Annotated in this window: 13 protein-coding genes; 4 read left to right on the top strand and 9 right to left on the bottom strand. The window is 63.8% G+C overall.

The window, feature by feature from the left end; all coding sequences use genetic code 11:
- The first annotated feature begins 10 nt into the window (after window positions 1-10).
- Complete coding sequence (locus J1G37_RS18455; RefSeq protein ID WP_207044199.1) at window positions 11-844, top strand: metal-dependent hydrolase; 834 nt, start codon at window positions 11-13, stop codon at window positions 842-844.
- Here J1G37_RS18455 and J1G37_RS18450 read toward each other — a convergent pair.
- Complete coding sequence (locus J1G37_RS18450) at window positions 841-2,916, bottom strand: EAL domain-containing protein (RefSeq protein WP_207044197.1); 2,076 nt, start codon at window positions 2,914-2,916, stop codon at window positions 841-843. The two genes, J1G37_RS18455 and J1G37_RS18450, sit on opposite strands and share 4 nt — an antisense overlap.
- A gap of 272 nt (window positions 2,917-3,188) precedes the next feature.
- On the opposite strand from J1G37_RS18450, the gene J1G37_RS18445 reads away from it, so the two are divergent.
- The 3 genes from J1G37_RS18445 (at window position 3,189) to J1G37_RS18435 (ending at window position 5,196) form a co-directional block, all read left to right on the top strand.
- Window positions 3,189-4,481: a serine hydrolase gene (locus J1G37_RS18445; RefSeq protein ID WP_242551647.1), complete on the top strand. Its 1,293-nt coding sequence runs from the start codon at window positions 3,189-3,191 to the stop codon at window positions 4,479-4,481.
- Window positions 4,482-4,589: 108 nt separating this feature from the next.
- A complete protein-coding gene (locus tag J1G37_RS18440) occupies window positions 4,590-4,841 on the top strand; it encodes a hypothetical protein (protein WP_207044194.1) in 252 nt (83 codons plus the stop codon).
- 25 nt (window positions 4,842-4,866) lie between these two features.
- Window positions 4,867-5,196 (top strand): DUF6388 family protein, encoded by a 330-nt coding sequence (locus J1G37_RS18435; protein ID WP_207044192.1) that lies wholly within the window; start codon window positions 4,867-4,869, stop codon window positions 5,194-5,196.
- A gap of 8 nt (window positions 5,197-5,204) precedes the next feature.
- Here the strand turns inward: J1G37_RS18435 and J1G37_RS18430 are convergent, their stop codons facing one another.
- From J1G37_RS18430 to J1G37_RS29035, 8 genes are read right to left on the bottom strand one after another with little or no spacing between them, the layout of a single operon-like run.
- Window positions 5,205-6,020 (bottom strand): serine/threonine-protein kinase, encoded by an 816-nt coding sequence (locus J1G37_RS18430; protein WP_207044190.1) that lies wholly within the window; start codon window positions 6,018-6,020, stop codon window positions 5,205-5,207.
- Entirely contained in the window at window positions 6,017-6,724 is a 708-nt protein-coding gene (locus J1G37_RS18425; RefSeq protein WP_207044187.1) for a PP2C family serine/threonine-protein phosphatase, read from the bottom strand. Before J1G37_RS18425 ends, J1G37_RS18430 begins: the two co-directional genes overlap by 4 nt.
- Entirely contained in the window at window positions 6,721-10,008 is a 3,288-nt protein-coding gene (locus J1G37_RS18420; RefSeq protein ID WP_207044185.1) for an ImcF-related family protein, read from the bottom strand. Before J1G37_RS18420 ends, J1G37_RS18425 begins: the two co-directional genes overlap by 4 nt.
- 15 nt (window positions 10,009-10,023) lie before the next feature.
- Window positions 10,024-10,884 carry a type IVB secretion system protein IcmH/DotU gene (gene icmH, locus J1G37_RS18415; RefSeq protein ID WP_207044182.1) on the bottom strand — a complete coding sequence of 287 codons (861 nt, stop codon included), beginning with the start codon at window positions 10,882-10,884 and terminating at the stop codon, window positions 10,024-10,026.
- Between the two features lie 5 nt (window positions 10,885-10,889).
- Window positions 10,890-12,218 (bottom strand): type VI secretion system baseplate subunit TssK, encoded by a 1,329-nt coding sequence (tssK, locus tag J1G37_RS18410; RefSeq protein ID WP_207044174.1) that lies wholly within the window; start codon window positions 12,216-12,218, stop codon window positions 10,890-10,892.
- Window position 12,219: 1 nt separating this feature from the next.
- Window positions 12,220-12,687 (bottom strand): type VI secretion system lipoprotein TssJ, encoded by a 468-nt coding sequence (tssJ, locus tag J1G37_RS18405; protein ID WP_207044158.1) that lies wholly within the window; start codon window positions 12,685-12,687, stop codon window positions 12,220-12,222.
- 5 nt (window positions 12,688-12,692) lie between these two features.
- Window positions 12,693-13,787: a type VI secretion system-associated FHA domain protein gene (locus J1G37_RS18400; protein ID WP_207044156.1), complete on the bottom strand. Its 1,095-nt coding sequence runs from the start codon at window positions 13,785-13,787 to the stop codon at window positions 12,693-12,695.
- 16 nt (window positions 13,788-13,803) lie between these two features.
- Window positions 13,804-13,935 (bottom strand): type VI secretion protein, encoded by a 132-nt coding sequence (locus tag J1G37_RS29035; protein WP_242551642.1) that lies wholly within the window; start codon window positions 13,933-13,935, stop codon window positions 13,804-13,806.
- Window positions 13,936-13,952: the final 17 nt, after the last annotated feature.

Genomic DNA, 13,952 nt, shown 5'->3' with positions numbered 1-13,952 from the left:
AGCACCTGCCATGTTGCCGATCCGTCGCGACCTTCACTTCAGCTTGCCTGCCGAACGCATCAAGGACTGGCATGAACAAGGCCCGTTCATCACGCATTTTTTCAACGCGCTGTCGCTGCTGTTTCCCCAGGGCGAGCTGTTTTTCATGGACAGCGTGCGTCACTACCGCGCGCAAATCATCGATCCCGACCTGAAAAAACAGGTCCAGGGGTTTATCGGCCAGGAAGCCATGCACAGCCGTGAACACGTGGCCTACAACGACTTGCTGCAAGCCGCTGGCCTGCCGGCGCACACCCTGGACCGGCGCCTCAAATTCATTCTCGACTGGCAGAAAAAACACTTCCCGCCGTCGTTCAACCTGGCCATCACCATTGCCCTGGAGCACTACACCGCGATGCTCGCGGAAATCCTGCTCAGCGACCCAACGCGCTTTGGCAACTCACTCAAGGGTTACCAGCAGATGTGGTACTGGCACGCCCTCGAAGAAACCGAACACAAGGCCGTGGCCTTCGATGTATGGAACCGCGTGATAGAACCCGGCCCCAAGCGCTACTTGCTGCGCACCGGGACCATGCTCACCACCACGCTGTTCTTCTGGCTGGTGGTGTTCGATTTCCACCTGCGCCTGCTGATCGCCGACCGCAAGGCCGGCGGGCACCTGAAGGGCTTCTGGCGCATGCTGAAATTTCTGTATGGGCCACGGGGTGTATTCCCACGGATGTTTCGGCCGTGGCTGGATTACTTCCGTCCCGGCTTTCACCCCTGGGACCACGACAACCGCGCGCGCCTGGAACGCATCGACGGCTTGGTCGAAGAAGTCGAACGCAGCTACCCCTCGACCTAAGCCTCGGCCAGCGCCGCACGTTCGCGCACAAACCCCTGCAACTGATCGCCCGGCAGCGCCTTGCTGAAATACCAGCCCTGGATAAACAGCTCGCTGCCGGTATTCAGGAAGGCCAACTGCTCGGCGGTCTCCACCCCTTCGACCACCACGCCGAGGTTCAGCGCCTCACAGAAGCGCAACATGCCCGTCAGCACCTGGGCGCCTTTGGGGTCGCATTGAGCGACCACAAAGCTGCGGTCGATCTTGATGAAATCCACCGGAAACTGGTGCAGGTAACTCAGGGCTGAGAACCCGGTGCCGAAGTCATCGATATACACCTTGGCGCCGATGGCCTGCAGTTTTTCGATGGTCTGGCGCGTGGCCTGGATATCACTTACCAGCGCGTCTTCGGTGATTTCCACCGACACCTGCCCATGGGCCTGGGCGAGGATTTTCACCAGGCGATTGCCGTAGGCCGGGTCGGTCAAGGTGGCGCTGGAGATATTGATGGTCATCGGCAGCGCAAACCCCAACGCCTGCCAATGCTGGTACTGACGCACCGCCTCGGACGCCACCCACACATCCACATCCGGCATCAACCGGGCCTGCGCCAGCCACTGCAAGAACTCCCACGGCGAATGCACGGTGCCCTGGCTGTCACGTGCGCGCATCAACGCTTCGCAGCCAGTACACAGGCCCGTCAGGGTGGACACTTGGGGTTGGTATTCGAGGTAGAACTCGTAGTCGCTGATCTGCTGGATGCGGCTCAGTTCACTGGCCTGGCGCGCAATCGCCTTGTGGGACGCCAGCACCGGGTCGGCCTCCAGCAGGCGGCCTTTTTCTTCCAGGCCGCGAAAGGTCATGTCCAACGAGCGCAGGTACACCGTGCCGCCTTCAGCCGGTTGCCGATGGATCGCCCGTACATAGGGCGCGTAGATCAACGTACCGACGCCCAACAACACCAGTTGCAACGCCACCGCCGCGATATCGCCATGGGTACTGAGGTAGGCGTTGAACAGCACCGGCGAGGTGAACGGCACACTGACCACGGCCGGCGACACCCAGCCCAGCTGCACCACCGTCAACGCGGCCATGGTGTTAAACGCCGGCACCAGCAGAAACGGAATGAACAAGCGCGGGTTGAGGATGATGGGCAAGCCGAACAGCAGCACTTCGCTGACGTTGAACAACGACAGCGGCACACTGGCAATCGCCAGCAAACGCATGGACTGGCTCTTCGAGAACAGCAGGATCGCCACCAGCAAACACAGGGCGCCGCCGGAACCGCCGATAAACGCAAAACTGCCCAGCAGGCCGCTGTTGAGCGCGTACCTGATCGGCTCACCGGCCGCCAACGCCGCCGCGTTGAGCACCACCGCGTGGTCGAGCACATCGAACAACGGCTGCATGGCGTACACGCCGTGGATGCCGAAAAACCACAGCAGCGAATTCATCAAGGTCACAAACAGGCCGCTGCCGTAGGGCGAATCCAGCGCTTCGAGCACCTGCGGCCCCTGCAACTGCGCCACATAGGGAATCTGCAACAGCAGCGACAACACCACCACCAGTGCCAGCGCCGTCACGGCACCGGGCAGCACCATATTGATAGTGCCGCGCAGGTTGTGCCCCACCAGGTCCTCGTTGACCAGCCGCGTCCAGCGGTAACGGTGCAACCAGGCAATCGCCGGCACATTGAGCAGCGGCGAGGCAATCGCGATAAACAGCACAAACGTGGCCGAGGCGCGCGGGTACTCACGCAGGATAAACGTGGCCACCACCACATGGGCCAGGCACAGGAAAGCCACAGGCAGTTGGGGCAAGCGGTACTGGATCGCCAGCATGTAGCCAATCGACGCCGCCACCAGCAGCGGGATCACCGAACTGATCTGGTTGTGCAACCCGGCCAGGAAACCCACCACCTGCGGATCGAACCCCAACACCCGGGCGCATTCGGACAAGATCAGAAACCCCGCCGACACCAACAGGCACGGCAGGATCCACAACAGCCCCTCGCGAATCGCCCGCAACGACTCGGTACTGGCCAAGGCAGCCAGACGCTGGGTAAAGAACAGCTTGAACAGCGTTTGCGCCATGACCGATCCCTCTGTCCATCGCGGGGCGAAAATACCGGCTAACGCTACACGTCCTGATGCCGGGAGTGAAAGGCTTTTGCCGCACCCGGGCAAATTATTCCCTACTCATTTGGAGCCATGGCGGTTGTCGAAGCCCCCCGTTTGGCCCATCCTGCCGGATAGCTGTTGCCCCGACCGGTAACGTTTCCCTCGAATGGAGTCGAGCCCCGAGCCTTGCTCCCGTCGTCTCCCCGACATCAAGGCGCCTGCTGATGCTGCGATTCCTTCCCGTTATGACCGGCGTGTTCCTCAGCGCTGCCAGCTTGCTGGCCCACGCCGCCAACGCACCCTTCCCCGACGCCCAGGCCAGTGACCCGGCCCTGCTCAAGTGGATGGTCGGCGCGCCGCCACCGGCTGACCGAACCCTGCGTTTTGAAGATGGCAGCTACTTTCGCTTCCCGGCGATGCGTTGGAGCGTGTCGAACTTTCGCCAGTTGATGCCCACCGTCAACGTCTCGCGCGGGCTCGGCGCGCCGTCGCCCCTGGCCCGCCAGCTGGATACCCGGATCGACAGCCTGGCCGTGGTGCCGACCGGCGCCAGCCAGGCGCTGAGCTGGCGCCAGACCCTGGATGCCACCTACACCGACGGCATCCTCGTGCTGCACCGTGGCACGGTGGTGTATGAGCGCTATTTCGGTGTGTTCAAGGACAACGGCCAACATGCGGCGATGTCGGTCACCAAGTCGGTGGTCGGCACCCTCGGGGCCATGCTGGTGGCCGACGGCACCCTCGACGCCAGCAAAAAGGTCGTCGAATACGTGCCGGAACTGGCCCACTCCGCCTTTGGCAGCGCGACCCTGCGCCAAGTGCTGGACATGACCACCGCGCTGGACTACAGCGAAGACTACGCCGACCCCAACGCCGAAGTCTGGGCCCACGCCCAGGCCGGCAACCCACTGCCCAAGCCCAAGGATTACACCGGCCCGCGCAGCTATTTCGAGTTCCTGCAGACCGTGCGCCAACGCGGTGAGCATGGCCAGGCGTTTGGCTACAAGACCGTCAACACCGACGTGCTCGGCTGGGTGATTGCCCGCGCCACCGGGCGCAATGTCGCGCAACTGCTCAGCGAGCGCATCTGGAGCCGGTTGGGCAGCGAGCAGGACGCGTATTTCAGCGTGGATTCCATCGGCACGCCGTTCGCCGGTGGCGGCTTCAACGCCGGGCTGCGCGACCTCGGCCGGTTTGGCGAGATGCTGCGCAACAACGGCCGCTTCAATGGCCAGCAAATCGTTCCTGAAGCGGTGGTGAGCGATATCCGCCAAGGCGGTGATAAACGCGCATTTGCCAAGGCCGGCTATAGTCAGTTGCAGGGTTGGAGTTATCGCGCCATGTGGTGGGTCACCCATAACCCGGACGGCGCCTTCATGGCCCGTGGCGTGCATGGCCAGAGCATCTACATCGACCCCAAGGCCGAAATGGTGATTGTGCGCTTCGCCTCCCACCCCATCGCCGGCAATGCCGCCAACGACGGGGTGACGTTGCCTGCCTACGCAGCCTTGGCGCAGTACTTGATGACAACCCGGTAAACATGAGCCGTACGATTAATTGGATTTTATGACCTGACACAAGTCCCCCACCGGCTTCAACCCGTAGTATCCGCGTAGGAAACCGCCGTCAGGGAGATGAGGTTCAGTATGCTAGACAAACCCTCAACGGGCGTACGCCCGCTGTTGCTCAACGTGTTGTTGTGGGTAGCGGGTGTTTCTTTGCTGTTGATGATCAAGGACACCGTGGAGCAACTGACAGGGTCGCTGGGCGACAGTTCGATGGACCTGGTCACGGTGCTGATGGCTTACCTGCTGCTGTTTTTGCTTGAGCCGATACGCAACGCCATCCAGCGCCGCCTGCGCAAAAACGCCCGGCGCCGACACCGTAGCGGCGCTTGAAGCCTTTTCTATCTGGAGTGACGCATTGTCCCAACCCGGCGATAACCACCAGCGCGCGCTGGACCGTTTCTTGAACGAACACCCTGAGGTCGTCACGCAACTCGACACCCTCAACCCCCTCGCCGCCCAGGCCAAGGGCGAAACCCTGGCGCAGTACCGCGCCGAACGCCTGCACGAGGCCTTCGAAGCCGAAGCGGAGCGCCTGGGCCTGTTCGCCTGGGAGTTGACGCTCAAGCTGACGGCGGAGTCGCCTGAAGCCTTCGAGACCCAGCGCCTGGAAGTGCATAAAGAAGTGGCGCAAATGGCCGGGCTGAGTTGGCCAGAGTATTGCCAACTGCACGACCTGACCGGCTGAGCCACTGGCTACAGGTACCAGCGCCAAGGGGCGCGGGCCAGCGCTTCACGCAATTCGGCGACGCTGATGACGCGGCGCTGCGGGTCCACGGCTAACGCGGTCTTGAGTGCGGGCCAGCATTGCCTGGGGAGCCTGCGCGGCTTGAGCGGCTGACGGTCGGCGGGGCGGCCTCCTTCAGTCAATTCGTACACCATGCAGGCTACGCCGTAGAGATCCGCCGCCGGGGTCAGCACACCACCGTCGGCCATTTCCGGGGCGGCGTACGCGGGTGTCCACGCGTTGAAACGGTCACGACTCAACTGCGGCAACCCCTCGCCCTGGCCCAAGCCAAAGTCGAACAAATGGATGCCCGCCTCGCCCACCATCACATTGCCCGGCTTCAGGTCGCCATGCAGTACACCCTGCCCGTGGGCGTACGCCAGTGCGTCGAGCACCTGCACCGCCATCGGCTGCAACTGCGGCCAGGGCACGCCGCCAGGGTTTTCCAGCAGCAGCCGGTCCAAGGTCAGGCCCGGTAGCAACTCCATGGTGAAAAACGCGACCTCGCAAGTGGTATCGACCTCAAAGCTGAACGCCCGCACGATCCGCTCATGATGCAGGCTGCGGGTCACGGCAAACTCGCTGAACAACAACACATGGGCATCACTGGACTGGGCAAGGCCATCGCCCACCACCTTCAACGCCACGCGCGAACAGGGCTTGCCAAATTGCTCGTGCAGCAAGTCGCGGGCGCGATACACCACGCCCATCCCGCCCGTGCCGAGCACCCGCTCAAGGTGGTAACGCCCGGCAAGCAGGCCGGAGGCGATCTTCGCCTCCGTCATGGCTGCACCACCACCGCCGTCAGGTCATCCCGTGCGGGCCCGCGCAACACCAGGGCAAACAAACGCTCCACGATCTGCTGCGCCGTGCCCTGGCTCAGGGCGCCGCCCAACTCCCGGTGGCTGAGCGCCTGGTACAGGCCGTCGCTGCACAGTAGGAATACATCGCCGGGGCGCGTGGCAAGTTCGAGCACCTCCAGGCTCAACGGCTCGCGGCCACCGACTGCACGGGTCAGCGCCCGGGCGTCCGGGTGGGCCTGTGCCTGCTCGCGGCTCAACTGCTGCTCGGCCATCAGTCGCTCAAGCAGCGAGTGATCTCGCGATAACTGGTACAGACACTGCGCGCGCCACAGGTAACAACGGCTGTCTCCCGCCCACACACAGGCGGCGCGATGCCCCTCCAACAGCAGCGCCACCACCGTGCTGCCAATCGTGCCGTGCTGGCCTTCAAGATCCAGGCGCCGGTCGAGCCGTTGCAAGCACCGGCGCAGCGCCTCGACCCGCTGGTCCAGCGTGCCTTGCACGTGCAGCTCGGCCAGGCTGGCAATCACCGCTTGGCTGGCGACATCGCCCGCGCGATGCCCACCCATCCCGTCCGCCACTGCCCAGCAGCCGCTCTGCGGGTGGTCCAGGAAGGCATCCTCATTACGCGCGCGGAGCTTGCCGCGCTGGGAACGCGCGGCACTGCGCCAGGGCACGGGGTTCATAGCTGCTCCGGTAAGCGGAACGTGCGCCAATTCCCCAACGGGAACGGGCTGGGGGTGCGCTGGCTGGTCAACAGGAAATTGGCGCGCAAGCCGGCCAGGTCGGCCTTGAGCACGTGCCCATCGCGGCCACTGGCCGGTTCGCTCTGCAACAGGTCAACCAGGCGAAACCACGACCAGGCGCCGGTGTTTTTTTCCAGGCCCAATGGCCGCTCCGCGCCCCGCTCCAGCACCAGGCTACTGCGACCGTTTTCGGCCTCCTCAGGCCACTGGAACACCATCGGCACGATGGGCCCGTGGCGGTATTCCAACTGGCGTTCACCGATACGCAACACGGCGCGACTGACTGCCTGATCCAGGCTGTAGGGCGCCAAGGTAAAGCGCACCTGCAACTCGCCCCCGCCATCGGTGAAAAAGCTGCGGCGCACAAGCTGGGCCTTGCTCAGGTGATCAAGCATCCCGCGTGTCATCGGCAGGCTACGTCCATCCAGGCTACGCAGACGATAACGCCCGCCCTCGGCACTGACGAAAGGCCGCAGATAACTGTCGTAAAAGCGTGCCATCACGCCTTGCGGCTTGAAAAACGCCTGGAAATCACTGAGGGCCACGTCGCTGGCGGCGTGGGCGTTGAATGGGTAGCGCTGACGGATCGCCTGGGCGTAAACCCCGTAGACCTCGCTTTGATAACGCTGATTGACGTACACATAGGCCTCCTCCAGCAAATGCTGCCAGCTGTCGTCGGCCATGCCCTCAAACAGGCCCGCCAGCGGCAGCGGCAAGCGCGTTGCGACGTCGCGCAGCGTGCCCAACACATCCGGCTGCCCTTCCATGCGCCGTTTGACCCGCAGGAACGCGGCCTGCCCGGCTGAGCCATTGCGGTTCAAGGCAACCAGTTGCAGGTGCAGTTCATCAAGCACGCCCAATGCCCGGGTCAGCTCGACGCCGGGGTTCTGCTGCTCATCCAGTAACTGGTGAAGCGGCTCAAAACGCCGTTGCAACGTGCGCCGGGGGGAGTCTTCGGCCATCGGCAATGGGCCAGCCAACAGGGTATTGTCCCGCACCTGCTGCAACAGCAGCACCAGGGGCGAGCGGGCCGACGTCACACTCGCCAGCCGTGCGGCGTCCTGCTTCAAGTCTTCGCTCGCCCCGCGCCGAACCCGCCCCAGGGCGCCGCTCCAGACATCGGCGTACTCGCTGAAATAGCGCTGCTCCAACGCCAGTATCAATCGACGCAGCTCCAGCGCGCTCAGGTCGGCGCTCTCGCCAAGCACCCAGTTGTCCTGGGCAATGGCATTCACCAACCGAGGCCCTTGTGCATCGAAATACTGCAAGAAGCGCTTGGTGTAAAAACCGGGAATGGGCGGATCAAGGGCGGCAAACGCCGCGCCTTCGGCCAGGCGCAGGGGTTCCAGCTCACGCGCCTGCTCACGCAGGACCCGGTAGACCACGTCGGCCAACGATTCACCGCGCAACACCTGGCGCGCCTGGGCCACCAGGGCATCATTGAGCGGCGCCGTGAACGGCAACGCCAGCAACCGCGCCACGTGTGCATTCAGACGTTCCTGTATTGCGGCCGCACCGGCATAACGCGTGGACCAGGCTTGCGCGACACGCTCGGCCAGCCAACTGTTCTCTCGCCGTTCGCGCAGCGTCAGCATCAGGTACGCACGCAGGGGGTCCAGCAACCGCTCGCGGTCTGCCAGGCTGCCCTGCACCTGGTCCTCCAGCAGCGCGACGACAGCCGGCAGCAACTGCTGGTGCAAGGTGTGTTCGTAGGCACTCGCCAACACCGGCGTACTCAGGTCGCCTTGGTACAGGCCCGCGCGCTCCAGAAACCGGGCATCACCCTTTGCCGGGAACACCTGGGTGGCGGCAAAGCGTTGGTCCAACTGTGCCAGGACAACCAGGGTGCCGTCGGTCTCTGGGGCAACGGCTGCGGTTTCGCGTGCCAATTCAACCAGTTGCCCAAGGCGCAGATGATTGACCGTGTAGCTGTGTGTCCACAGGGCCGCGCTCGCCCCCAGCAGCAACAGCACCGCCAGGCCCAACCCGGCCTGGCGCCAAAGCAGGCGCTGGCGTTCCTGGGTATGCAGGCCGGCGAGGTCGGCTTCGGCAAGGATCACTTGGCGGAACAGCTCCGGCACACCGTGCACCCGTGCATCGCCCGCCCACGTCAGGTAAAAACCGCGCACACCCATGAGGCGTGGGGAACGATCGGCACGGAACGCCGTCTCGATGAACGGGCACAAACGCTCGCCCATCCGCGCCACTTCTGAAAGCAAGTCCAGCATGCGCGCACGGCGCTCCACGTTGCGCTCCTGATGCAAACGCGTGATCAGTTCCGCGCTCAAGCGTTGCAGCAGGGCCTCGAATGCCTGGCGCACCTGTGCTATCTCGGCCCCCGCGGTGCCAACGGCCAACGGCTCACCCAACACCCCGGCAGCCGCTCGCGCCTCGGCTGTATCGAAATACTCGGCAAACCCCGGCAAACGGTCCGCGTGGGTCAGCACCAGATAGAGGGGCACATCCACATGCAACGTCTGCCGGACCTCCTGCAAACGTGCCTGCACCTGGCGGGCATGCAGGTCCAGGTCGTGTTCGTTGCTGGCAAGCAAAGTCTGCACCGACAGCGTTACCACCACGCCGTTGAGCGGGCAGGCCCTGCGCCGCGTCCTGAGCAAGCCCAGCAACGTCGCCCATCCCGCCGCGTCGGGTGCACCGTGCGGTTGGGTCAGGTAACGGCCAGGCGTGTCGATCAAGACCGCGTTGTCGGCAAAATACCAGTCGCAGAAAGTGCTGCGCCCGGCTGGCGTTGCTTCACGGAGGTCAAGGGGCGCTTGCAATCCGTTCGCCGCTAACAGGCTGGTTTTTCCGCTGCCCTCCTCGCCTATCAGCACATACCACGGCAGCTCATGGCGCCAACGCTTGCGGTGGTTACCGTAGTGCGGTGTTGTCGCCAGGGCCTGCTCGGCTGCCTTGAAGCGCGCGCGTACGTGTCGCCGCTCGTCTTCGAGTCGGCCTTTGTGTGCGTTGCGGGCCTGGCTTTCAGGCGTGTGCGACGCGGCCACGCGACGCCCACCGAGCCAGACCATTGCCAGCCCCCACAGCAGGAACAGGCTGCTGATCGTCAATAAACGTGCGGTCGTGGCCTGCCAGAAGCGATAGTCATCCACCGCCAGCAAAGGCCCGAAACACCACACCAGGCCGGCGCTCAACAGCACCAGCAGCAGGCTCCAGACCCAAACCCGACGCAGCACGGTACCCGCGCCCTTGAAGAATGCGTTCATTCATTGCTCCCTGCGTTACAAGGGCGTCCGGGTCAGGGCCGGCGCCATAGGATGAAAGGGTTCCAGCGCCCTCACGCGCTCGTTGCCCAGGACCCAGGCAAACCCCGTGTACAGGGCCAGCAGGCAGGCCAGGACACACACCGCCAGCCACGGTATGGAAAGCCCGCGTAAATGCCGCTTGCGCCTGCGCAGCGCAGGTGCTGGCACCGCCGGCGGTGGGTTGCCGCGCACATGCCGGATCTGGCGATACAGGCCGTCGCGCACGGCTTCGAGCCGCACCATCCCGCGTTCCATCACGCGGTATTTGCCTTCGAAGCCGATTGCCAGGCACAGGTACATCAGCTCCAGCATCGCCACGTGCTTGATCGGGTCGCGAGACAGTCGCTCCAACAGGGTGAAAAACTTTTCGCCGCCCAAGGTTTCATGGTGAAAGCGGCTCAACAGGCTCATCTGCGACCAGTCGCCGTGACTGTCCCACTGCGCCGTGACCACCGCCTCATCCAGCACCGCACACAGCACGTAGCGGGCCGTGTTGACCTCGGCGCTCTCCACACCAGCATGCAAGGCGCGCTGCTCGAACTGCGTGATCGCCGACACCAGGCGCTCATTCAGCGCGCCCAGGCTCTCGCGACCGACGCAGCCCTTGAGCTGTGCGGCCTCGGCCAAAACTGCCCAGGCCGCCGCCACCAACGTGCTCAGACCCACGTTGAAGCTATGGGCACCGGGCAAACGAGCGGCGTAGATCATCCGGTCGGCCAATTGCTCGAAACGCGGCGGCGATGGGTGGTCGGTGATTGCCCGCTGTGCCGGCCCATGACCGTCACGGTCAAGCAAGATGGTTTTTTCATCCGCTGGGTATTCGCTGTCCATGGTCATGGTATTCAATTCCTGATGGCCCAGAAGTTCAGTTGCAGCTCGGCAAACTCGCCGCTGACATGGAAGGCAAAGCCGCCCGATTGCTCCAGTTGCGCGAGGTCAAGGGCACTGAGTTCAAGCAAGAAATAGGTTTTGTCGGCATGGAACGGGATCTGCCTGGGCGCCACTGGCAGCGGCTTGAGGCGGATACCCGGCAAGTGCAGGTTGACCAGCTCGCGGATCCGCTCCACGGCGCCGATCTTGAGGTGCGCCGGCAGGCGAGTACGCAAGGTATCGCCGTCGCACTGGGCACTCGCAACGAGGATAAACGTGGCAACGCCGAGCAATTTCAGCTCGCTGACCGGGCATACCAACACCCCGTACTGGCGCACCTGCAAGGCCAACTCGATGGCCTGCTGCTCAAGCACCATCGACAGCAGGCTGCGAATAGCCTCCATCAGCCCGCGAAAGCTCGCACTCTGATCGCTGTGCTGGTAGTGCAGCTGCAAACGGCAACGCTTGCTGTCATTGGCGAAGGTCGATAACTCGCCGAGGATCGCCAACAGCTCGCGGTACAGGGTTTCCGGGCGTACCTGGGACTGACGCGTGTAATGGCGCAGGACAGGTTCGGTGCGGTTGATCAACTGCAGCATGAGGAAATCACCGAGCTGCGTCCCCGGGGCGCCGCCGTTGCCACGGATACGTGCGGCAATCGCCTCGCCCCGGCTGGCCAGCAGGCTGATCACTTCGGTCAGGCACAATGCCAGGTAACCGTGTTGCTGGAGGTAGATAAAGGTCGGACTAAAATCCGAATCCAGGGTCACGCCGCCTTCGCTGGTGCACGCCATCACCTGGGCAACCTGGAGGGTGACCAGCGTCTGGTCACTGTGTTGCTCCCCGGCAACCAGGCGCAAATCCGGGCGCGCGCAATCGAGCCGACAGTGGGACTCGCTGCCGGCATTGGAATCAGGTGCCAGCACTTCACAGCTGACATAGCGCGCCAACACATCGACCTGCTCCGGCCGCCGTGTGTCGACCTGGGTGCCGCTGGCCAATGGCAATGCCAGGTAGATCCCTTGCTTGCCAGTGTTGGCCGCGACGTGCAAGACCAGTGGTGGCATCCCGGCACCCAGCTCGAACAGGCTGCCATCCGGCAGCACGCCACTGGCCTGGCTGACCACGATCTTGCCCAGGTGCAGGTATTGCAAATCCATCGTCAGGCTCAAGAAGCCCCAGGCATCCGGGACCAGCAGGCGGGTCCAACTGAGCTGCTGCTGGTAGTGGCGATCGTTGTGTTGCAGGTGCTGAGGCCGCAAGAGCATGCCTTCTTGCCAGACGACTTTATCAACCAGCATCTCACCCCTCCCCCGCGCCGACTTGGCGCACACCCGTCTCGTCCAGCAGCAACTCGGCCTGCGTACGCCGCTGCGGGCTGACGGGCAGCACCCAGCGCCATTGCACGTGCGGGAGGTCTCGATAGGCCGCCACTACCCCCACGTAGCGGCTGTGCGACGCCACGCTGAGCTTGAGGAGACGCCGTTCACCCGGGCGCAGTTCCAGCTCTTCGGCGCTCACCCAATCCTTGGGCAGTACCTGCTCTGCACGCTCGTAAAGGCTGAAAAAGTCGTTGTGTTCAAACGCCACCGGATGCCGCAGTTCAATCAGGCGCACCACCACCGGCGATGGGCGGCCATGCAGGTCCGGGTTGAGCCGCTCGCCGGCGGCCAGTGTCAGGTCCAGCTTGGTCAGCGACGAAAACGGTGACAACGCGCTGCAACCTGCCAGCAGCATTGCCAGCAGGGTCACCATGGAGGCTCGATACATGGACATCATCCTTGTTTGTTCGCATGCAAGGTCGCGATCAGGCGCACCTGATCCTGGTAGGCCGCGAGAAAATCAGGGCCAAGCGCTGGCTCGGCCGACAGTTCGCCGTCAATCAACTGCTGGTAATACCGTTGATACGCACGCCAATGCGCGCCCTCCCTGAAGAACCTTGGAGGTTTGCCCTGACGTACAAAGCAGCGTTGCAGGTGATCCGGTGCAAACGCCTGGCGTACGCCCTGCACGGCGGCCCGGCACGCCGCCAGCATCGCCACTTGATGGGCTTGCAGGTCGCGGAATGCCTGGGTCACGGCCTGTTGTGCGGGCAGCTCACCCACTGCGCCATCACCCAACAACATGTGCAGGTCCTGTAGGCCGTCGTGCCCTTGGCAATCCATGTCCAACTCGCCTTTCAGCGCCTCCTGGGTGCGCAGGCACTGTTGCAGGTCATCAAGGGTGTGCTTGAGCAAGCGCGCTACCCTGATCGCCAAAGCCTCGCAGCGCGGCGTGTCGAGCATCTGCATACGGATACCCAGCGCCTCGGCGAAGTGCGCCCAGAACGCATCGTTGCTCTGCGCCGCCGATGCAACTGGCAATGGCGCAGCGGCTTCGTCCGCAGGCGCCGTGAGGGTCGGCGTCCGCAGATGGTCCCATTGCGGCGTACCGCGCTCCGTGCAGGATTGCGGCGTGTCATTGGCCCCCCACGCCTCCTCGATCAACGGCAGCGGGGCCGGCGCCAGAAACCCATCGTCGGGAATCGGCACAGGTTCTGCCAACCGCTGCAGCGGCGCCATCAACCGTGCGCGAATCGCCAACGGCCCCAACTCGAAGACGTTGCCATCGTGGATCGGCCACGGCTGCCCCCGGCGCAAGCGTTCGGCGCTGCCCGCCACACCGATACCATTACTGCTGATATCGGTGAGGAAATAGCGCTCGTCCCGGTAGCTGACCAGGCCATGGTGGCTGGACAACACGCGGCTGGCGTCGGGAAGCACCCAGTCGCAACCGCTGCCCCGCCCGATCACACCGCCGGCGCCAGCAAACACCTTGTGGGCCGATGGGGCGGCTTGGCCGCCGCTGCACACCTCTAGCACTAACTGCATGAATGACCTCTCCGACTCACTGGCCACGGTGGCTCGCCTGTGGATCGCCCAACGGGCGGTAGTCACCGTCATCAAAGACGTAATTGGCGTTGCAGCCGCCCAGTAAAAAAACCGCAAGCACCAGGGCTCGCCACCAACGATCAGGCATTGGGTATCTCCCTAAAG

Source organism: Pseudomonas sp. Marseille-Q1929 (assembly GCF_017316265.1).
Lineage (GTDB): Bacteria > Pseudomonadota > Gammaproteobacteria > Pseudomonadales > Pseudomonadaceae > Aquipseudomonas.
This window is presented reverse-complemented; position numbering and strand designations above follow the sequence as displayed.